Annotated in this window: 17 protein-coding genes and 1 pseudogene; all 18 read left to right on the forward strand. The window is 62.7% G+C overall.

What is annotated here, in order from left to right:
• Positions 1-246: pseudogene (locus HP546_RS03170) on the forward strand (uridine monophosphate kinase); the annotation flags it as partial.
• The gene (gene frr / locus HP546_RS03175) at positions 243-800 is read left to right on the forward strand and encodes a ribosome recycling factor (RefSeq protein WP_172219519.1); all 558 of its coding nucleotides are present in this window, start codon (positions 243-245) and stop codon (positions 798-800) included. The pseudogene HP546_RS03170 and the gene frr, both read left to right, overlap by 4 nt.
• A gap of 15 nt (positions 801-815) precedes the next feature.
• Positions 816-1,571, forward strand: coding sequence for a polyprenyl diphosphate synthase (gene uppS / locus HP546_RS03180; RefSeq protein ID WP_172219521.1), 756 nt, complete (start codon positions 816-818; stop codon positions 1,569-1,571).
• On the forward strand, positions 1,571-2,386 hold the full coding sequence (locus HP546_RS03185) for a phosphatidate cytidylyltransferase (RefSeq protein ID WP_172219523.1): 816 nt from the start codon (positions 1,571-1,573) through the stop codon (positions 2,384-2,386). The genes uppS and HP546_RS03185 overlap by 1 nt, the downstream gene beginning before the upstream one ends.
• Positions 2,383-3,573, forward strand: coding sequence for a 1-deoxy-D-xylulose-5-phosphate reductoisomerase (gene ispC / locus HP546_RS03190; RefSeq protein ID WP_172219525.1), 1,191 nt, complete (start codon positions 2,383-2,385; stop codon positions 3,571-3,573). Before HP546_RS03185 ends, ispC begins: the two co-directional genes overlap by 4 nt.
• 70 nt (positions 3,574-3,643) lie before the next feature.
• Positions 3,644-4,996 (forward strand): RIP metalloprotease RseP, encoded by a 1,353-nt coding sequence (rseP, locus tag HP546_RS03195; protein WP_172219527.1) that lies wholly within the window; start codon positions 3,644-3,646, stop codon positions 4,994-4,996.
• Between the two features lie 73 nt (positions 4,997-5,069).
• Positions 5,070-7,433, forward strand: a complete 2,364-nt coding sequence (bamA, locus tag HP546_RS03200) for an outer membrane protein assembly factor BamA (RefSeq protein ID WP_172219528.1) — start codon at positions 5,070-5,072, stop codon at positions 7,431-7,433.
• Between the two features lie 44 nt (positions 7,434-7,477).
• Positions 7,478-7,981 (forward strand): OmpH family outer membrane protein, encoded by a 504-nt coding sequence (locus HP546_RS03205; protein ID WP_012270843.1) that lies wholly within the window; start codon positions 7,478-7,480, stop codon positions 7,979-7,981.
• A 1-nt stretch (position 7,982) separates the two neighbouring features.
• Positions 7,983-9,038, forward strand: coding sequence for a UDP-3-O-(3-hydroxymyristoyl)glucosamine N-acyltransferase (gene lpxD / locus HP546_RS03210; protein ID WP_172219530.1), 1,056 nt, complete (start codon positions 7,983-7,985; stop codon positions 9,036-9,038).
• Positions 9,039-9,152: 114 nt separating this feature from the next.
• Entirely contained in the window at positions 9,153-9,593 is a 441-nt protein-coding gene (gene fabZ, locus HP546_RS03215) for a 3-hydroxyacyl-ACP dehydratase FabZ (RefSeq protein WP_008094893.1), read from the forward strand.
• Positions 9,590-10,366, forward strand: coding sequence for an acyl-ACP--UDP-N-acetylglucosamine O-acyltransferase (gene lpxA, locus HP546_RS03220; RefSeq protein ID WP_172219532.1), 777 nt, complete (start codon positions 9,590-9,592; stop codon positions 10,364-10,366). The genes fabZ and lpxA overlap by 4 nt, the downstream gene beginning before the upstream one ends.
• 1 nt (position 10,367) lies before the next feature.
• Positions 10,368-11,495 carry a lipid-A-disaccharide synthase gene (gene lpxB, locus HP546_RS03225; RefSeq protein WP_172219534.1) on the forward strand — a complete coding sequence of 376 codons (1,128 nt, stop codon included), beginning with the start codon at positions 10,368-10,370 and terminating at the stop codon, positions 11,493-11,495.
• A 1-nt stretch (position 11,496) separates the two neighbouring features.
• Positions 11,497-12,120: a ribonuclease HII gene (rnhB, locus tag HP546_RS03230; RefSeq protein WP_172219536.1), complete on the forward strand. Its 624-nt coding sequence runs from the start codon at positions 11,497-11,499 to the stop codon at positions 12,118-12,120.
• A 130-nt stretch (positions 12,121-12,250) separates the two neighbouring features.
• Positions 12,251-15,775, forward strand: a complete 3,525-nt coding sequence (dnaE, locus tag HP546_RS03235) for a DNA polymerase III subunit alpha (protein WP_172219538.1) — start codon at positions 12,251-12,253, stop codon at positions 15,773-15,775.
• Positions 15,776-15,881: 106 nt separating this feature from the next.
• Complete coding sequence (gene accA, locus HP546_RS03240; RefSeq protein ID WP_172219540.1) at positions 15,882-16,829, forward strand: acetyl-CoA carboxylase carboxyl transferase subunit alpha; 948 nt, start codon at positions 15,882-15,884, stop codon at positions 16,827-16,829.
• 153 nt (positions 16,830-16,982) lie between these two features.
• Positions 16,983-18,266, forward strand: coding sequence for a tRNA lysidine(34) synthetase TilS (gene tilS, locus HP546_RS03245; protein ID WP_172219550.1), 1,284 nt, complete (start codon positions 16,983-16,985; stop codon positions 18,264-18,266).
• Positions 18,267-18,535: 269 nt separating this feature from the next.
• Positions 18,536-20,164 carry a CTP synthase gene (locus HP546_RS03250; protein ID WP_172219552.1) on the forward strand — a complete coding sequence of 543 codons (1,629 nt, stop codon included), beginning with the start codon at positions 18,536-18,538 and terminating at the stop codon, positions 20,162-20,164.
• Positions 20,165-20,363: 199 nt separating this feature from the next.
• Positions 20,364-21,653 (forward strand): phosphopyruvate hydratase, encoded by a 1,290-nt coding sequence (gene eno, locus HP546_RS03255; RefSeq protein ID WP_172219554.1) that lies wholly within the window; start codon positions 20,364-20,366, stop codon positions 21,651-21,653.
• Positions 21,654-21,834 lie beyond the last annotated feature (181 nt).

A 21,834-nucleotide genomic window follows, 5' to 3' on the forward strand; every position in this document is an offset into this window, starting at 1 on the left:
GCAACCAAGGTCGATGGTGTATACACTGCAGATCCATTCAAGGACCCGCATGCCGAGAAGTTCGATCATCTGACCTACGATGAAGTGCTGGATCGCAAGCTGGGTGTGATGGACCTGACGGCAATCTGTCTGTGCCGCGACCACAAGATGCCACTGCGCGTCTTCAACATGAACAAGCCCGGCGCCCTGCTGAACATCGTGCATGGCGGCGCGGAAGGAACTCTGATCGAGGAAGTTCAAAAATGATCAACGACATCAAGAAAGACGCGCAGGAGCGCATGACCAAGTCCCTCGAGGCCCTGGGTCGCCACCTGGCCGCGATCCGCACCGGTCGCGCCCATCCGAGCATCCTCGACAGCGTCAAGGTCACCGCCTGGGGTAGCGAGATGCCGCTGAACCAGGTTGCCGCGATCAGCGTCGAAGATGCCCGCACCCTGAAAATCGTTGCCCACGACAAGAATCTCAGCGCGGCCATCGAGAAAGCCATCCTCACCTCCGACCTGGGCCTGAACCCGTCCAGCGCCGGTACCACTATTCGTGTGCCGATGCCGGCCCTGACCGAGGAAACCCGCAAGGGCTATACCAAGCAGGCCAGCGGCGTTGTCGAGGATGCCAAGGTGGCCGTGCGCAACGTGCGCCGCGATGCCCTGGCCGACCTGAAAAAGCTGACCAAGGACAAGGAAATCAGCGAGGACGAAGAACGTCGCGCCGCTGACGAGATCCAGAAGCTCACCGACAAGTTCGTTGCTGACGCCGATGCAGCCTTCAAGGCCAAGGAAAAGGACCTGATGGCCGTCTAAGGCCGGGGTTTTTTAATGGAAAAGACCAAGCCAGCGGCGCCGTCCTCGGTGCCGCGTCATGTCGCGATCATCATGGATGGCAACAACCGCTGGGCGAAAAAACGCCTGCTGCCCGGCGTTGCCGGGCACAAGGCGGGCGTCGACGCCGTTCGCGCGGTCATCGAGGTGTGCGCCCAGTCCGGGGTCGAAGTGCTGACCCTGTTCGCGTTCTCCAGTGAAAACTGGCAGCGCCCCGCCGAAGAGGTCGGTGCACTGATGGAACTGTTCTTCTCGGCGCTGCGCCGCGAGGCCAGGCGCCTCAACGAGAACAACATCAGCCTGCGCATCATTGGTGACCGTTCACGGTTTCATCCCGAGTTGCAGGCTGCCATGCGCGAAGCCGAGGCGCTGACCGCCGGCAGCAATCGCTTCATCCTGCAGATCGCGGCCAACTATGGCGGCCAATGGGATATCGCCCAGGCGGCCCAGCGGCTGGCGCGGGAAGTGCAGGCCGGGCACCTGCGCCCGGACGATATCACCCCGGGCCTTTTGCAGACCTGCCTGTCGACCGGCGAGCTACCGCTGCCGGACCTGTGCATCCGCACTGGTGGCGAGCACCGCATCAGCAACTTCCTGCTGTGGCAGCTGGCCTACGCAGAACTGTACTTCTCCGACCTGTACTGGCCGGACTTCAAACACGAGGCCATGCGCAATGCCCTGGCCGATTTCGCTTCGCGCCAGCGCCGCTTCGGTAAGACGAGCGAGCAGGTCGAGGCTGGAGCTCGTGCTTAATGCTTAAACAACGCATCATTACCGCGCTGATCCTGCTGCCGATCGCGCTGGGCGGTTTCTTCCTGCTCAACGGCGGGGATTTCGCCCTGTTCATCGGCTTTGTGGTCACCCTGGGTGCATGGGAGTGGGCGCGCCTCGCCGGGCTGATGGCCCAGCCGCTGCGCATCGCTTATGCCGCAGCGGTCGCTGGGGCGCTGATGCTGCTGTATGTGCTTCCCGAGCTGGCGCCCTGGGTGCTGGGGGCTGCAGTTATCTGGTGGGGGTTGGCCACCTGGCTGGTGCTTACCTACCCGCGCAGCAGCGAACTGTGGGCCAGTGCCGCCTGCCGATTGCTGATCGGCCTGCTGGTGCTGCTGCCGGCCTGGCAAGGGCTGGTACTGCTCAAGCACTGGCCGCTGGGCAACTGGCTGATCCTGTCGGTAATGGTGCTGGTATGGGCCGCCGACATAGGCGCGTACTTTTCCGGGCGCGCGTTCGGCAAGCGCAAGCTGGCCCCGCAGGTCAGTCCGGGCAAGAGCTGGGAAGGCGTGTACGGTGGCCTGGCGGTCAGCCTGCTGATTACCTTGGGGGTCGGCATCAGCCGCGACTGGGGCGTCGGCCAGATCCTGCTGGGCCTGCTGGGTGCCGCGCTGCTGGTCATGGCCTCTGTGGTCGGTGACCTGACCGAGAGCATGTTCAAGCGTCGTTCCGGCATCAAGGACAGCAGTAACCTGCTGCCTGGCCATGGCGGCGTGCTCGATCGCATCGATAGCCTTACCGCGGCCATCCCGATTTTCGCCGTGCTGTTGTGGGCTGCCGAATGGGGTGTGATGTGAGTCGCCCGCAGCGCATTACCGTGCTAGGCGCCACTGGCTCGATCGGCCTGAGCACGCTGGACGTGATCGCGCGTCACCCTGACCGTTACCAGGCGTTTGCCTTGAGCGGCTATTCGCGCGTCGACGAGTTGCTGGCGTTGTGCGTGCGGCATCGCCCGGCCTTTGCCGTGGTGCCCAGCACCGAGGCGGCCGCTCGACTGCGCGAGGGCCTGGCAGCGGCTGGCTGTGCTACCGAGGTGCTCGAAGGCGAGGCGGGCCTTTGCCAGGTTGCCTGCGCTGCTGAGGTGGACGCGGTGATGGCCGCCATTGTCGGTGCAGCCGGCCTGCGCCCGACCTTGGCGGCGGTCGAAGCGGGCAAGAAGGTGTTGCTGGCCAACAAGGAAGCCCTGGTAATGTCCGGGGCGCTGTTCATGGAGTCGGTGCGGCGCAGCGGCGCCGTGCTGCTGCCGATCGACAGCGAGCACAACGCAATCTTCCAGTGCATGCCTGGCGACTACGCGCGCGGCCTGAGTGCCGTGGGTGTCCGTCGAATCCTGCTCACGGCCTCTGGAGGCCCGTTCCGCGAAACGCCTGTCGAGGCGTTGCTGGACGTGACGCCGGAGCAAGCCTGCGCGCACCCCAACTGGTCCATGGGGCGCAAGATATCCGTGGATTCGGCCAGCATGATGAACAAGGGGCTCGAGTTGATCGAAGCCTGCTGGCTGTTCGATGCCGTGCCGGCCAAGGTCGAGGTGGTGGTGCATCCGCAGAGCGTGATCCACTCCCTGGTCGACTATGTGGACGGTTCGGTGCTGGCGCAGTTGGGCAACCCGGACATGCGCACACCAATCGCCAATGCCTTGGCCTGGCCTGAGCGGATCGATTCGGGCGTGGCTCCGCTGGACTTGTTTGCCATCGCCCGTCTGGATTTCCAGGCGCCCGACGAACAGCGCTTCCCTTGCCTGCGCCTGGCCCGGCAGGCTGCCGAGGCCGGCAATAGCGCACCCGCCGTACTGAACGCGGCCAACGAAGTGGCGGTCGAGGCATTTCTCGAGCGGCGTATCCGCTTCCCCGATATCGCGGGTATGATCGAACAGGTGCTCGATCAGGAGCCCGTCGTACCGCTGCCGTCGCTGGACGCGGTGTTCGCCGCCGACCAGCGTGCCCGGGAGCTTTCCCGTGAGTGGCTGAGGCGTCACGGTCGCTGATGCAGGCCCACCACGGTTCGCGAGGGGCTGGGCATGACGCCGGCCCGCTGAACATCATTCGGAGATGGACATGACAGCGCTCTACATGATTATCGGCACCCTCGTGGCCTTGGGTGTGCTGGTCACCTTCCACGAATTCGGCCACTTCTGGGTCGCGCGCCGCTGCGGCGTCAAGGTGCTGCGCTTCTCGGTGGGCTTCGGCACGCCGCTGCTGCGCTGGCATGACCGCCAGGGTACCGAGTTCGTGGTCGCGGCGATTCCGCTGGGGGGCTACGTCAAGATGCTCGACGAGCGTGAAGGCGATGTGCCGCCCGCGCTGGCCGACCAGTCGTTCAACCGCAAGTCCGTGCGCCAGCGCATCGCGATCGTCGCGGCGGGCCCGATCGCCAACTTCCTGCTGGCGATCTTTTTCTTCTGGGTGCTGGCAATGCTGGGCACTCAGCAGATCCGCCCGGTGATCGGTGCGGTAGACGCCGGCAGCCTGGCCGCCTCGGCCGGCCTGACGGCGGGTCAGGAAATCGTTTCCGTCGACGGTAAGCCGACCAGCGGCTGGTCGGCGGTCAATCTGCAACTGGTGCGCCGCCTGGGCGAAAGTGGCACCTTGCAGGTAGGGGTGCGTGATGAAGGTGCCAGCGCCGAGCGCCAGCTGCAGGTGAAGCTGGACAGCTGGCTGAAAGGCGCCGACGAGCCGGACCCGATCCAGTCCCTGGGGCTGCACCCTTGGCGCCCGGCGATCGTGCCGGTGCTGGCCGAGATCGACCCGAAGGGCCCCGCAGCGGCTGCAGGCCTTAAAACCGGTGACAAGCTGCTGAGCCTCGATGGGGTGGCGGTGACGCAATGGCAGCAAGTGGTCGACAGCGTGCGTGCGCGCCCGGATGCCAAGGTGGTGGTGCGCGTCGAGCGCGATGGCGCTGCGCTGGACGTGCCGGTGACATTGGCCCGCAAGGGTGAGGGCAAGGCGGTTGGTGGTTACCTGGGGGCGGGGGTAAAAGGTGGCGAATGGCCTGCCGACATGCTCCGCGAAGTCAGCTACGGGCCACTGGATGCGGTGGGTGAGGGCTTGTCGCGCACCTGGAGCATGAGCGTCCTGACCCTTGAATCGCTGAAGAAAATGCTGTTCGGAGAGCTCTCGGTAAAAAACTTGAGCGGACCGATAACCATTGCTAAAGTGGCGGGCGCTTCAGCCCAGTCCGGCGTCGGAGATTTCCTGAATTTCCTGGCCTACCTGAGCATAAGCCTAGGGGTTCTTAACTTGCTGCCCATACCGGTACTGGATGGGGGGCATTTGCTGTTTTACCTGGTCGAGTGGGCGCGCGGTCGTCCGCTCTCAGATCGGGTGCAAGGTTGGGGGGTCCAGATCGGTATCAGTTTGGTCGTAGGGGTGATGTTGCTCGCCCTGATCAACGATCTGGGTCGACTATAAAGCTTCGCTCAATTGCAAACCTGCCGTGTTGTCACGGCGGGTTGTTTATTGCCAGTTGGAATAAAAGGACTTCATGAAACGTCTGCTGCTAACTGCGGTCATGTCCGCACTGATGATCGCTGAAGTTCACGCCGAGTCCTTCACCATCTCCGATATCCGCGTCAACGGCCTGCAGCGGGTTTCCGCCGGCAGTGTCTTCGGTGCCCTGCCGCTGAACGTCGGCGACCAGGCCGACGACCGCCGCCTGGTGGACTCGACCCGCTCGCTGTTCAAGACCGGGTTCTTCCAGGACATCCAGCTGAATCGCGATGGCAATGTGCTGATCATCAACGTGGTCGAGCGCCCGTCGGTGTCCAGCATCGAGATCGAAGGCAACAAGGCGATCAGCACCGAAGACCTGATGAAGGGCCTGAAACAATCGGGCCTGGCCGAAGGCGAGATCTTCCAGCGTGCCACCCTCGAAGGTGTGCGTAACGAGCTGCAGCGCCAGTACGTGGCCCAGGGCCGCTACTCGGCCGAAGTCGACGCCGAAGTGGTGCCGCAGCCGCGCAACCGCGTGGCGCTCAAGATCAAGATCAACGAAGGCACCGTGGCTGCCATCCAGCACATCAACATCGTTGGCAACAACGTGTTCGACGATGAAACCCTGGGGCAGCTGTTCGAGCTGAAAACCACCAACTGGCTGTCGTTCTTCAAGAACGACGACAAGTACGCCCGCGAAAAACTTTCCGGTGACCTGGAACGCCTGCGTTCCTACTACCTGGACCGCGGCTACATCAACATGGACATCGCCTCTACCCAGGTGTCCATCACGCCGGACAAGAAACACGTCTACATCACCGTCAACATCAACGAAGGCGAGAAGTACACCGTTCGCGACGTGAAGCTGTCCGGTGACCTGAAGGTGCCGCAGGACCAGGTTCAGTCGCTGCTGCTGGTGCAGCCGGGCCAGGTATTCTCGCGCAAGGTGATGACCACCACCTCCGAGCTGATCACCCGCCGCCTGGGCAACGAAGGCTATACCTTCGCCAACGTCAACGGCGTGCCACAGCCGAACGAGCAGGACCACACGGTCGACATCATGTTCGTGGTCGACCCGGGCAAGCGTGCCTACGTCAACCGCATCAACTACCGCGGCAACACCAAGACCGAAGACGAAGTGCTGCGTCGCGAGATGCGCCAGATGGAAGGTGGCTGGGCGTCGACCTACCTGATCGACCAGTCCAAGACCCGCCTCGAGCGCCTGGGCTTCTTCAAGGAAGTCAACGTCGAGACCCCGCCAGTGCCAGGCACCGACGACCAGGTCGACGTCAACTACAGCGTCGAAGAGCAGGCGTCCGGCTCGATCACCGCCAGCGTCGGTTTTGCCCAGAGCGCCGGCCTGATCCTCGGTGGTTCGATCAGCCAGAGCAACTTCCTCGGTACCGGTAACAAGGTGTCCATCGGCCTGACCCGTTCGGAATACCAGACCCGCTACAACTTCGGCTTCGTCGACCCCTACTTCACTGCCGACGGCGTCAGCCTGGGCTACAACGCCTTCTACCGCAGCACCGACTACGACGACCTCGACGTCGACGTGGCCAGCTATGCGGTGGACAGCTACGGTGCGGGCGTCAGCCTCGGTTACCCGATCAGCGAAACCTCGCGCCTGACCTACGGCCTGAGCGTGCAGCAGGACAAGATCAAGACCGGCAAGTACACCGTTGACGAGATCTTCGATTTCCTCGACCAGGAAGGCGACAACTTCCTCAACTTCAAGGCCTCGATCGGCTGGTCGGAATCGACCCTGAACAAGGGCGTGCTGGCGACCCGTGGTCATTCCCAGAGCCTGACCCTGGAGTCCACCATTCCGGGCAGCGACCTGTCGTTCTTCAAGCTCGACTACCGCGGCCAGCTGTTCCAGCCGATCAACAACGACTACACCCTGCGCCTGCACACCGAGCTGGGCTATGGTGATGGTTATGGCAGCACCTCTGGCCTGCCGTTCTACGAGAACTACTTCGCGGGTGGCTTCAACTCCCTGCGTGGCTTCAAGGACAGCAGCCTGGGCCCACGCAGCACCCCGAGCCGTGGTGAAGGCAACCCTGGTGGCCGGCCCGGCACCATCGCCGACCCGGACCAGGATCCGCTGCCGTTCGGTGGCAACGTGCTGGTGCAAGGTGGTGTCGAATTGCTGTTCCCGCTGCCGTTCGTGAAAGACCAGCGTTCCCTGCGCACCTCCGTATTCTGGGATGTGGGTAACGTGTTCGACACCAATTGCGGCAACAAGCCTGATTGCGAGAAGGTCGGGTTCTCGGGCATGGCCAGCTCGGTCGGCCTGGGTGTGACCTGGATTACCGCGCTGGGCCCGTTGAGCTTCAGCCTGGCGATGCCGGTCAAGAAGCCGGACGATGCCGATACTCAAGTGTTCCAATTCTCTCTGGGCCAGACCTTCTAAGGTCGGCCCTCGCTTAACGACAACGGTTTATCCAGGAGTGCATCGTGCGTAAATTGGCTCAACTGGCCGTAGTGGCCGCGGCGCTGGTCGCCACCCCGGCTTTCGCCGAAATGAAGGTCGCCGTGCTGAACTATCAGATGGCCCTGCTCGAATCGGATGCCGCCAAGAAGTACGCGGTTGATGCCGAGAAAAAATTCGGCCCGCAACTGACCAAGCTGAAAAGCCTGGAAAGCAGCGCCAAGGGCATCCAGGACCGCCTGATCAAGGGCGGTGACAAGATGCAGCAGCAGGAGCGCGAGCGCCTGGAGCTCGAATTCAAGCAGAAGGCCCGCGACTTCCAGTTCCAGTCCAAGGAGCTGAACGAAGCCAAGGCCGTTGCCGACCGCGACATGCTCAAGCAGCTGAAGCCGAAGCTGGATGGCGCTGTCGAGGAAGTGATCAAGAAGGGTGGTTTCGACCTGGTTCTCGAACGTGGTGCGGTCATCGATGTCAAGCCTCAGTACGACATCACCCGCCAGGTCATCGAGCGCATGAACCAAGCCCGTTGATATGAGTGTGACCATGACGTTAGGCCAGCTGGCCGAGGCCCTCGGTGCCACCCTCAAGGGGCCCGAGGCGCTGCAGATTACCGGGCTGGCCACCTTGCAGGAGGCTGGCCCCGGCCAATTGAGCTTCCTCGCCAACCCGCAGTACCGCAAATACCTGGACAACAGCCAGGCGGCTGCGGTGCTGCTGAAGGCTGCGGATGCCGATAGCTTTGCCGGCAATGCACTGATCGTCGCCGATCCGTACCTGGCCTATGCGCGCATTTCCCACCTGTTCGACCCCAAACCCAAGGCTGTGGCGGGTATTCATCCCAGCGCCGTGGTGGCTGAGGACGCGCAGGTGGATGCCAGTGCCAGCATCGGGCCGTTTGCGGTCATTGAAAGCGGCGCGCGCATCGCGGCAAATGTCAGTGTGGGTGCACACTGCGTGGTCGGTGCCCGTTGCGTGATCGGTGAGGGCGGCTGGCTGGCGCCACGGGTCACCCTGTACCATGACGTGACCATCGGCAAGCGTGTGGTGATCCAGTCGGGTGCGGTGATTGGTGGTGAAGGCTTCGGCTTCGCCAACGAGAAGGGCGTGTGGCGCAAGATCGCCCAGATCGGTGGCGTGACCATTGGCGATGACGTGGAAATCGGTGTCAACACTGCGGTCGACCGCGGTGCACTGTCGGACACGCGGATTGCTGACGGGGTCAAGCTCGACAACCAGATCCAGATCGCCCACAACGTGCAGATCGGTGAGCATACGGCCATGGCCGCCTGCGTCGGTATCTCCGGCAGCACGCGCATTGGCAAGCATTGCACCATCGCCGGCGGTGTCGGCATGGTTGGCCATATCGATGTCTGTGATAACGTTTTCGTGTCCGGGATGACCATGGTGACCCGTTCGATCACAGAACCGGGTGCCTATTCTTCCGGCACTGCCATGCAGCCACTGGCTGAATGGCGCAAGAGCGCCGCGCGCATCCGCCATCTGGACGACATCGCCAAGCGTCTCCAGCAGCTGGAAAAACGCGTCGATACCGTGACCTCAGGTGGCCTGCCGGCATCAGAAGGCTGATACCATTCCCTGAGCAAGAGTGAACAGTCGCTAGCTGGCTCCTCTTTGGACTGCAAAAGGAGCGTTTGGTCAGCACCTGCGCTCCCTATTATTATTACAGGCTTCCCCCCCGAAATGATGGACATCAACGAGATTCGCGAATACCTGCCTCACCGTTACCCGTTCCTGTTGGTGGACCGTGTGACGGATCTGGACTTCGAGGCCCAGAGCATTCGTGCCTACAAGAATGTCAGCATCAACGAGCCGTTCTTCAACGGCCATTTTCCAGCGCACCCGATCATGCCGGGCGTCCTGATCATCGAAGCCATGGCCCAGGCGGCCGGTATTCTCGGTTTCAAGATGCTCGATGCCAAGCCGGCCGATGGAACCCTGTACTACTTTGTCGGCTCCGACAAACTGCGCTTCCGTCAACCAGTACTGCCGGGTGACCAGCTGGTACTGGAAGCCAAGTTCCTCAGCCGCAAGAGCATGATCTGGAAGTTCGAATGCCGCGCGCTGGTCGACGGCAAGCCGGTCTGCTCGGCACAGATCACCTGCGCGGAACGCTCCCTATGAATTCGATTGATCCTCGGGCCATTATCGATCCCTCGGCCAAGCTGGCCGAGGGTGTCGAGGTCGGCCCTTGGTCGATCGTTGGCCCCGATGTAGAAATCGGGGAGGGCACCGTCATCGGCCCGCATGTTGTGCTCAAAGGGCCGACCCGTATCGGCAAGCACAACCGTATCTTTCAGTTTTCCTCGATCGGTGAAGACACCCCTGACCTCAAGTACAAGGGTGAACCGACGCGCCTGGTGATCGGCGACCATAACGTGTTTCGCGAAGGGGTGACCATTCACCGCGGTACCGTTCAGGACCGCGCGGAAACCACCGTGGGCGACCATAACCTGATCATGGCCTACGCCCATATCGGCCACGACAGTGTCATCGGCAACCACTGCATCCTGGTCAACAACACGGCATTGGCCGGCCATGTGCATGTGGGTGACTGGGCGATCCTGTCCGGCTATACCCTGGTGCACCAGTACTGCCATATCGGTGCCCACGCGTTTTCCGGCATGGGCACGGCAATCGGCAAGGACGTACCTGCCTTCGTGACCGTCTTCGGCAGCCCTGCCGAAGCCCGCAGCATGAACTTCGAGGGCATGCGCCGCCGGGGTTTCAGCGACGAGGTGATCCACGTGCTGCGTCGTTGCTACAAGATTGTCTATCGCCAGGGCCTTACCGTCGAAGACGCGCTGAAGGAATTGGCCGAAATGGCCGAAAAGCACCCTGAAGTCGACCTGTTCCGTCAGTCGATCGTGAACTCCGCTCGCGGCATCACCCGCTGATATGGCCCAGCTTTGCGTAGCCCTGGTCGCAGGTGAGGCCAGTGGTGATATTCTCGGTTCAGGCTTGATGCGTGCGCTCAAGGCGCGCCACCCTGACGTCCGTTTCATCGGCGTTGGTGGCCCCTTGATGGAAGCCGAAGGGCTGCAATCCTACTTCCCCATGGAGCGCCTGGCGGTGATGGGCCTGGTCGAAGTGCTGGGGCGCCTGCGCGAGCTGCTCAAGCGCCGCAAGCTGCTGATCCAGACCTTGATTGACGAAAAGCCCGATGTCTTCATCGGCATCGACGCACCTGATTTCACCCTCAACATCGAACTGAAACTGCGCCAGGCCGGGATCAAGACCGTGCACTACGTCAGCCCCTCGGTGTGGGCGTGGCGGCAGAAGCGCGTGCTGAAGATTCGCGAGGGTTGCGACCTGATGCTGACCCTGCTGCCATTCGAGGCGCGCTTTTACGAGGAGCAGGGCGTACCGGTACGCTTCGTCGGCCATCCGCTGGCCGACACCATTCCGCTTGAAGCCGACCGGCCGGCGGCACGTGCAGCGCTGGGCCTCGACGACGGGCCGGTGGTGGCATTGATGCCGGGCAGCCGAGGTGGCGAAGTAGGGCGCCTTGGGGCGTTGTTCCTCGATGCCGCCGAACGCCTGTGCCAGCAGGTGCCGGGCGTGCGTTTCGTGCTGCCCTGCGCCAACGCCGCGCGACGCGCCCAGGTCGAGCAGATGCTCGAAGGTCGGCACCTGCCGCTGACCCTGCTCGATGGCCAGTCGCACCAGGCCCTGGCGGCCTGCGATGCAGTACTGATCGCCTCGGGCACCGCCACCCTCGAAGCGCTGCTGTACAAGCGTCCGATGGTGGTCGCCTATCGCCTTGCGCCTTTGACCTACTGGATACTCAAGCGCCTGGTGAAAAGCCCCTACGTCTCGTTGCCGAACCTGCTGGCCCAGCGCGAGCTGGTACCCGAGCTGCTGCAGGACGACGCCACCAGCGAAGCCTTGGCCAACACCCTGGCGCCACTGGTTGGCGATGGCAGCCAGCAGACCGAACGCTTCGACGAAATTCACCGCACCCTGCGCCGTGACGCCTCCAACCAGGCGGCCGAGGCGGTACTGGCCCTGCTCAAGGACCGCTGACATGCAAACTGGACTGGACTTCAAACTGGTCGAAGACCTGGTCGCCGGCGTCGACGAAGTGGGCCGTGGCCCGCTGTGCGGCGCGGTGGTGACGGCGGCGGTGATCCTTGATCCTGCACGCCCGATCCTCGGCCTGAACGATTCGAAGAAACTCACCGAAGCCAGGCGTGAAGCGCTGTTCGACGAGATCTGCGAAAAGGCCCTGAGTTTCTGCATCGCCCGTGCCGAGGTCGAGGAAATCGACCGGCTGAACATTCTGCAAGCCACGATGCTGGCCATGCAGCGCGCGGTCGAGGGCCTGCACATTACGCCCAGGCTGGCCCTGATCGACGGCAACCGCTGCCCGAAACTGGCTGTGCCATCGGCGCCGGTGGTCAAGGGTGATAGCCAGGTACCGGCGATCGCTGCTGCCTCGATTCTGGCCAAAGTGTCCCGCGATCGGGAGATGAGCGCGTTCGAGCTGATCTACCCGGGTTATGGCATCGGTGGGCATAAGGGCTACCCGACGCCGGTCCACCTTGAGGCCCTGGCGCGGCTTGGGCCTACACCCATTCATCGGCGTTCCTTTGCCCCGGTGCGGGCAGCATGGGACGCGCGCAGCGGTGTGGTCGATTCGCTGATCTGACCCCGGGGCCGCTTTGCGGCCCATCGCCGCGGTTCGTCGCCCCGACCAGCCGGCTCCCACAGAGGCCCCAAATCCTCCCTCATAAGCTACAATCCCGCCCTTGTCGTCAAGCACTGCTACAGGATCTTCCATGTCGGTTCCCTTCGTTCACCTGCGCGTCCACTCTGAATTCTCGCTGGTTGACGGCCTGGTGCGGATCAAACCGCTGGCCAAGGCGCTGGCCGGGATGAACATGCCGGCGGTGGCGATTACCGACCAGAGCAACATGTGCTCGCTGGTCAAGTTCTACAAGACCGCCATGGGCGCCGGCATCAAGCCGATCAGTGGCGCCGACCTGTGGCTGGCCGGCGCCGACCCGGAAGCACCGCTGTCGCGTATTTGCTTCCTGGCGATGGACCCACAGGGCTACCGCAACCTCACCGAGCTGATTTCGCGCGGCTGGACCGAGGGTCAGCGTAACGGCCTGGTCATCCTTCAGCGTGAGTGGATCGCACCTGCCAGCGAGGGCCTGATCGCCCTGTCGGCAGGCAAGGAGGGTGACATCGGCATGGCCTTGCTGGCCGGCAGGGACGATGAAGCTGCCGCGTTGCTGCAAGACTGGATGGGCATGTTCCCCGAGCGCTTCTACGTCGAAGTGCAGCGCACCAACCGCGCTCGCGACGAAGAGTATGTGCACGCCGCCGTGGCGCTGGCCGACCGCCTTGGCGCCCCGCTGGTGGCCACCAACGACGTGCGCTTTCTCAAGCAGACCGACTTCGACGCCCACGAAACCCGCGTCTGTATCGGCGAAGGCTGGACCCTCGACGATCCACGGCGCCCGCGTAACTACAGTGACCAGCAGTACCTCAAGTCGGCCGCAGAAATGGCCGAGCTGTTCAGCGACCTGCCCGACGCCATTGCCAACACCGTGGAAATTGCCAAGCGCTGCAATATCCAGGTACAGCTGGGCAAGTACTTCCTGCCCGACTTCCCGACGCCCAACGGCATGGGCATCGACGATTACCTGCGCCACGTGGCCCACGAAGGCCTGGAAGAGCGCCTGGCGGTGCTGTGGCCGAAAGAGACCACCCCCAATTACGAAGAAAAGCGCCAGGAGTACCTGGACCGCCTGAAGTTCGAGCTGGATATCATCATCCAGATGGGCTTCCCCGGTTACTTCCTGATCGTCATGGACTTCATCAAGTGGGCCAAGAACAACGACGTGCCGGTTGGCCCAGGCCGGGGGTCGGGTGCTGGCTCGCTGGTGGCCTACGTACTGAAGATCACCGACCTCGACCCGTTGGCCTACGACCTGCTGTTCGAACGTTTCCTCAACCCTGAACGTGTTTCCATGCCCGACTTCGACGTCGACTTCTGCATGGACGGCCGTGACCGGGTCATCGATTACGTGGCCGAGGCCTACGGGCGCAACGCGGTCAGCCAGATCATCACTTTCGGTACCATGGCCGCCAAGGCGGTGGTGCGTGACGTGGCGCGGGTGCAGGGCAAGTCCTACGGCCTGGCCGACCGCCTTTCGAAGATGATCCCGTTCGAAGTGGGCATGACCCTGGAGAAGGCCTACGAGCAGGAAGAAATCCTGCGCGACTTCCTCAAGGGTGACGAGGACGCCCGCGAAATCTGGGACATGGCGCTGAAGCTGGAAGGCGTCACCCGGGGTACCGGCAAGCACGCCGGTGGTGTGGTTATCGCCCCCACCAAGCTCACCGACTTCTCGCCGATTGCCTGTGATGAAGAAGGCGGTGGCCTGGTAACCCAGTTCGACAAGGATGACGTCGAGGCGGCGGGTCTGGTGAAGTTCGACTTCCTCGGCCTGCGTACCCTGACCATCATCAAGTGGGCGATGGAGATCATCAACCGCGAGCAGGCCAAGAAGGACCTGCCCGACCTCAATATCGACTTCATCCCGCTGGACGACCGCAAAACCTACGAGCTATTGCAGAAAGCCGAAACCACGGCGGTATTCCAGCTTGAGTCGCGCGGCATGAAGGAGCTGATCAAGAAGCTCAAGCCCGACTGCCTGGAAGACCTCATCGCACTGGTGGCACTGTTCCGCCCGGGCCCGCTGCAATCGGGCATGGTGGACGACTTCATCAACCGCAAGCACGGCCGCGCCGAACTGGCCTACCCGCACTCCGACTACCAGTACGAAGGCCTGAAGCCGGTCCTGGCACCCACCTACGGCATCATCCTGTACCAGGAACAGGTGATGCAGATTGCCCAGGTAATGGCGGGCTACACCCTCGGTGGTGCCGACATGCTGCGCCGCGCGATGGGCAAGAAAAAGCCCGAGGAAATGGCCAAGCAGCGGGGCGGTTTCATCGAAGGCTGCGTGGCCAACAATATCGAAGCGGATCTTGCGGGCAACATTTTCGACCTGGTAGAGAAGTTTGCCGGCTACGGCTTCAACAAGTCCCACTCCGCCGCCTACGGCCTGGTGTCGTACCAGACGGCCTGGCTGAAAACCCACTACCCGGCGCCATTCATGGCGGCGGTGCTGTCGGCGGACATGCACAACACCGACAAGGTGGTGGTACTGGTGGAGGAGGTGCGCAACATGAAGCTGCGCCTCGACGCCCCGGACGTGAACTTCTCCGACTTCAAGTTCACCGTCAACAACGATGGCCGCATCGTCTATGGCCTGGGCGCCATCAAAGGGGTCGGCGAGGGCCCGGTGGAGGCCATCGTCGAAGCCCGTGCCGAGGGCGGCCCGTTCAAGGACCTGTTCGATTTCTGCGAGCGCATCGACCTCAAGCGCGTCAACAAGCGCACCCTCGATGCGCTGGTGCGCAGTGGCGCGCTGGACCGTCTTGGCCCGTATTTCCATGACGAGATAAAGGCTTACCACGCCAACATCGACCGTAACCGTGCGACCTTGCTTTCGGCGCTGGGCGAGGCCATCAAGGCCGCCGAGCAGACCGCCCGCACCGCCGACAGTGGCCACATCGACCTGTTCGGCGGCATGTTCGACGAGGTCGACGCCGACGTGTATGCCAGCCATCGCAAGGCGCGCGAGCTGACCCTGAAAGAGCGCCTGAAGGGCGAGAAGGACACCCTTGGCCTGTACCTCACCGGCCATCCGATCGACGAGTACGAAACCGAGATCCGCCGCTTCGCCCGCCAGCGCATCATCGACCTCAAGCCGTCACGCGAAACCCAGACCATCGCCGGCATGATCATTGCGCTGCGGGTGATGAAGAACAAGAAGGGCGACAAGATGGGCTTCGTCACCCTCGATGACCGCTCGGGGCGGATCGAGGCGTCGCTGTTTGCCGACGCCTACATCGCGGCGCAGTCCTTGTTGCAGGCCGATGCCATGGTGGTGGTGGAAGGCGAGGTCAGCAATGACGACTTCTCCGGTGGCCTGCGCCTGCGGGTGAAGCAGGTAATGACCATGGAAGATGCGCGCACCAAGCTGGCCGAGAGCCTGCGCCTGAAGGTGGCGCACGAGGCCCTCAAGGGCGACCGGCTGAAGTGGCTGGGCGAGCTGATCACCCGTCATCGCGGGGCGTGCCCGATCACCTTGGAGTACACCGGCAGCGATGCCAAGGCCATGCTGCAGTTCGGCGAGCAGTGGGCGATCGACCCGGCTGACGGCCTGATTCAGGCGCTGCGTGACCAGTTCGGGCGTGAGAACGTCTTCCTGCAATATCGTTGAATCGACAAAAATTTAATCTCGACCTGAATGCGCCTGATCCCTTAAGGTAGGGCGCCAAACGGATCAACCGGCCGGCCGCCTGGCCGTAGACCCAAGACGGATGACTATGAACCCGAATTTTCTCGATTTCGAACAGCCGATTGCCGACCTGCAAGCCAAGATCGAAGGCCTGCGCCTGGTAGGCAACGACAACTCGCTGAACATCAGCGATGAAATTGCCCGTCTGCAAGACAAGAGCAATACCCTGACCGAAAGCATCTTCGGCAACCTGACCAGCTGGCAGATCGCCCGCCTGGCCCGTCATCCACGTCGTCCTTACACCCTGGACTACCTGGAGCACATCTTCACCGAGTTCGAAGAACTGCACGGTGACCGCCACTTCTCCGACGACGCCGCCATCGTCGGTGGTACCGCGCGCCTGGACGGCAAGCCGGTGATGGTCATCGGCCACCAGAAGGGCCGTGAAGTACGCGAGAAGGTGCGCCGCAACTTCGGCATGCCGCGCCCGGAAGGCTACCGCAAGGCTTGCCGCCTGATGGAAATGGCCGAGCGCTTCAAGATGCCGATCCTGACCTTCATCGACACCCCGGGCGCCTACCCGGGCATCGACGCCGAGGAGCGCAACCAGAGCGAGGCCATCGCCTGGAACCTGCGCGTGATGGCGCGGCTGAAAACCCCGATCATCGCCACCGTAATCGGTGAGGGTGGTTCTGGCGGCGCGCTGGCCATCGGTGTCTGCGACCAGTTGAACATGCTGCAATACTCCACCTACTCGGTGATTTCGCCAGAAGGCTGCGCTTCGATCCTGTGGAAGACTTCCGACAAGGCGGCTGATGCGGCCGAGGCCATGGGCATTACTGCCGAGCGCCTGAAGAGCCTGGACATCGTCGACAAGGTCATCCAGGAGCCGCTGGGCGGTGCCCACCGCGACCCGGTGAAAATGGCCGAAAGCGTCCGTGCCGACCTGGTGCAGCAACTGGACATGCTCGGCAAGTTCGACCACGACGCGCTGCTGGCCCGTCGTTACGACCGTCTGATGAGCTACGGCCTCTGATTCGATGATTTGTCCGGGGGCCGCTTTGCGGCCCTATCGCCGGCAAGCCAGACTCCCGCATGCGTCAGCATCTACGCGGACAATGTGGGAGCTGGCTTGCCGGCGAAAGGGGTGCAAAGCACCCCCTGCGATCTCAAGCCATGTGAGGCCCTCATGATCTACCTCACCCCTTGGCTCAACGCCCCCGCCTGGTACATCGCCTTCTCCGGCGGCCTCGATTCCACCGTCCTCCTGCACCTGCTGGCCCATCACGGCCGCAGCCACGCAACCCCGCCGCTGCGCGCCCTGCACATCCACCACGGCCTGCAACCCGCCGCCGACGCCTGGCCCGCCCATTGCCAAGCCATCTGCGACAGCCTTGGCATCGTACTGCAGGTCATCCACGTCCAGGTCAGCCCCGGCGCCAGCCTCGAACAGGCCGCCCGCAACGCCCGCTATGCCGCCTTCAAGCAGGTCCTCGGCCCAGGCGACATCCTGTTTACCGGCCAGCACCGCGACGACCAGGCCGAAACCTTGCTTTTCCGCCTGCTGCGCGGCGCCGGCCTGCGCGGCCTCTCGGCCATGCCCGGGCAGCGGCCACTGGGGCAGGGCACGCTGGTCAGGCCGCTATTGGCGATACCGCGCCAGCAACTGCATGACTATGCCCTGACTCACGGTTTGCGCTGGATCGAAGACCCGTCGAACAGCGACACGGCGTTCGCACGCAATTACCTGCGTGGCGAAGTGTTCCCGGTGTTGCAGCAGCGCTGGCCGCAGGCCGGCCAGAATCTCGCGCGCTGTGCAGAAAATCTGGGCGAGGCACTGGGCCTGCTGGATGAAGTGGCATCAAGCGACCTGGCCAAAGCCGGGGAGGGCGCAGCGCCAGCCTGGGCCGGCCTGGATTCGTTGGACCTGGCAACGCTTGGTGCATTGTCGCCTGCCCGTCAGCGCAATGCGCTGCAGTACTGGCTAAACAGCAGAACCCGCCTGCCTGATGCCCGTCATTGGGCGGGCTGGGATGACCTGCGCGACGCAGCCGAGGATGCGCAACCTGTCTGGCGGCTTGCCGACGGTCGGTTGCTGCGCAGTCACGGGCGAATCTGGTGGTTGAGTGGCGACTGGCTGGAGCAACCGACGGGTAGGGTACGCTGGCGTGATCCTGCACAAGCACTGGTGTTGCCGGGCAACGGCAACGTGCGTGTTGTCTGCCCCCAGCTGCACGGTGAACTGCACGTCGGCTACCGTCAGGGCGGCGAGATACTGGATATCCCCGGCCGTGGCCGACGCGACCTGAAGCGCCTGCTCAACGAGCTGCAAGTCCCGCACTTCGTGCGCCCGCGGCTGCCCCTGCTGTATGGCGGCGAGCGCCTGCTGGCGGTGGCCAACCTGCCCGGACTGGGGCAGGCGGATTGCCAGCTTCACTGGCAGCCTCCGACGAACGCGCAAGGTTTGAGCTGAAGGGTACATTCCGGTAGACTACCCTCCCTTCTTGATACAACTTCTGTGCGTTCCTCGGAAACACGGCAGTTGCCGATTACCAAGCAGTTTTTTGCTGAGCTGATTCTGGAAATGACGAGCGAGCTCCATGCCGGGGATATCCCTGGTCTGTACAGACGCGGCAGTTTTTCGAGATGCACTGTGATTGACGCAGGTGATCGGGGGCTTCGGCCTTCCTTCGCTTTCTCCGGCGGCGCTGGCCGCCTTAACGCAGACTTCTAGGGTTTTTCATGACGCGCTACATATTCGTCACGGGCGGTGTTGTTTCTTCATTGGGGAAAGGCATTGCCTCCGCTTCCCTGGCGGCCATCCTGGAAGCGCGGGGCCTGAAGGTCACCATGCTCAAACTGGATCCGTACATCAACGTCGATCCGGGCACCATGAGCCCGTTCCAGCACGGTGAAGTGTTCGTCACCCACGATGGCGCCGAGACCGACCTCGACCTGGGCCACTACGAGCGGTTCATCCGCACCACGATGACCCAGAACAACAACTTCACCACCGGCCGGGTGTACGAGCACGTGCTGCGCAAGGAGCGCCGTGGTGACTACCTGGGCGCGACCATCCAGGTCATCCCGCACATCACCGACGAAATCAAGCGCCGCATCATCAAGGGTGCCGGCGACGCGGACGTGGCGATGGTCGAGATTGGTGGCACGGTGGGTGACATCGAGTCGCAACCGTTCCTTGAGGCTATTCGCCAGCTGCGTTTCGAAGTGGGCGCCAAGCGCGCCATGCTGATGCACCTGACGCTTGTTCCTTATATCGCCACTGCCGGCGAGACCAAGACCAAGCCGACCCAGCATTCGGTCAAGGAGCTGCGCTCCATCGGTCTGCAGCCTGATGTGCTGGTCTGCCGCTCCGATCACCCGATCGACAGCTCGTCGCGCCGCAAGATCGCCCAGTTCACCAACGTTGAAGAACGCGCGGTGATTGCCCTGGAAGACGCCGACACCATCTACAAGATCCCGGGCATCCTGCATTCGCAAGGCCTGGACGATTTTGTCGTCGAGCGCTTCGGCCTGCAGTGCGACAGTGCTGACCTGTCCGAATGGGACGCCGTGGTCGATGCCAAGCTCAATCCCGAGCAGGAAGTCACCATTGCCATGGTCGGCAAGTACATGGAGCTGCTGGATGCCTACAAGTCGCTGATCGAAGCGATGAGCCATGCCGGCATCAGCAACCGCACCAAGGTCAACCTGCGCTACATCGACTCCGAAGACATCGAGAACCAGGGCACCAGCCTGCTCGAAGGCGCCGACGCCATCCTGGTACCGGGCGGTTTCGGCCTGCGCGGCGTGGAAGGCAAGATCACCGCGGTGCAATACGCCCGTGAGAACAAGGTGCCGTACCTGGGTATCTGCCTGGGCATGCAAGTGGCGGTGATCGAATTCGCCCGCAACGTGATGGGCTGGAAAGACGCCAACTCCACCGAGTTCGACCGCAATAGCGGCCACCCGGTAGTCGGCCTGATCACCGAGTGGGCAGATGCTACCGGTGCGGTCGAAACCCGCAACGAAACTTCGGATCTGGGCGGGACCATGCGTCTGGGCGCACAGGACTGCCAGCTGGCTGCCGGTTCCAAGGTGCACGACTGCTACGGCAAGGACGTGATCACCGAGCGCCACCGTCACCGCTACGAAGTGAACAACAACCTGCTGCCACAACTGGTCGATGCCGGCCTGGTGGTTTCGGGCCGTTCCGAAGACGGCGCGCTGGTGGAAGTGGTCGAGTCCAAGGATCACCCATGGTTCGTTGCCTGCCAGTTCCACCCGGAATTCACTTCCACCCCGCGTGATGGCCACCCGCTGTTCAGCGGCTTCGTCAAGGCGGCCCTGGCCCAGAAGAACAAGGCCTGATTTTTCAGGTCTTTGATGAGTTTTCCGACGGTTAAGACCGCGCAAGGCTCAGTTCTCGGGTAAAGTACGCCCCGATCTCCCCCTGACCGCTCGGTCAGGGGTTGCTTTTGCCAGGCCTGCCTGCTGCGTCCCCGCCTGGTGAAAGGCAAGAATTTCCTAAAGCTGCGTTGTTTTCGTCAATTCTGGAGTGCTTACAACAATGGCAAAAATCGTCGACATCAAAGGTCGTGAAGTTCTCGATTCGCGTGGCAACCCCACCGTGGAAGCCGATGTACTGCTCGACAACGGCATCATCGGCAGCGCCTGCGCGCCGTCCGGTGCTTCCACTGGCTCGCGCGAAGCGCTTGAGCTGCGTGATGGCGACAAGAGCCGTTACATGGGCAAGGGCGTGCTGAAGGCCGTCGCCAACATCAACGGCCCGATCCGTGACCTGCTGCTGGGCAAGGACCCTTCCGAGCAGAAGGCCCTGGACCGCGCCATGATCGAACTGGACGGTACCGAGAACAAGGCCAAGCTGGGCGCCAACGCCATCCTGGCTGTCTCCCTGGCTGCCGCCAAGGCCGCTGCCCAGGACCAGGACCTGCCGCTGTACGCGCACATCGCCAACTTGAACGGCACCCCGGGCCAGTACTCGATGCCGGTTCCGATGATGAACATCATCAACGGCGGCGAGCACGCCGACAACAACGTCGACATCCAGGAGTTCATGGTGCAGCCGGTTGGCGCCAAGACCTTCTCCGACGGCCTGCGCATGGGCACCGAAATCTTCCACCACCTCAAAGCCGTGCTCAAGGCCCGTGGCCTGAACACCGCCGTAGGTGACGAAGGTGGCTTCGCGCCGAACCTGGCTTCCAACGAAGACGCCCTGGCCGCCATCGCCGAAGCCGTCGAGAAAGCCGGCTACAAGCTGGGCACCGACGTAACCCTGGCCCTGGACTGCGCAGCGTCCGAATTCTACGAAGACGGCAAGTACAACCTGTCTGGCGAAGGCAAGTCGTTCGACGCCGAAGGCTTTGCCGAGTACCTGAAAGGCCTGACCGAGCGTTTCCCGATCATCTCGATCGAAGACGGCCTGGACGAGTCCGACTGGGCAGGCTGGAAGATTCTCACCGACAAGATCGGCGAAAAGGTTCAGTTGGTTGGCGACGACCTGTTCGTGACCAACACCAAGATCCTCAAGGAAGGCATCGAGAAGGGCATCGGTAACTCGATCCTGATCAAGTTCAACCAGATCGGCTCGCTGACCGAAACCCTGGAAGCCATCCAGATGGCCAAGGCTGCCGGCTACACTGCCGTGATCTCGCACCGCTCCGGTGAAACCGAAGATTCGACCATTGCCGACCTGGCCGTGGGTACCGCTGCCGGCCAGATCAAGACCGGTTCGCTGTGCCGTTCCGATCGCGTTTCCAAGTACAACCAGCTGTTGCGCATCGAAGAGCAACTGGGTGCCAAAGCGGTATACCGTGGTCGTACCGAGTTTCGCGGCTAAGCAAGAGATGGTAAAAAGACAGTCGCCGGAGCTGTAGGAACGTTCGTACTGAATTTTCCTACAATCCTCCAACGGGTTTCTGTCTGCGAAGCCTGGCCTCGGCCAGGCTTCGTGCTATTCGAAACCCCGAACTGGACCCCATGACTGAAAAGCGTGCGGCGGTCTTTTTTACCTGGATACC

The sequence above is a fragment of the Pseudomonas sp. CM25 genome (assembly GCF_013179705.1).
Taxonomy (GTDB): Bacteria; Pseudomonadota; Gammaproteobacteria; order Pseudomonadales; family Pseudomonadaceae; genus Aquipseudomonas.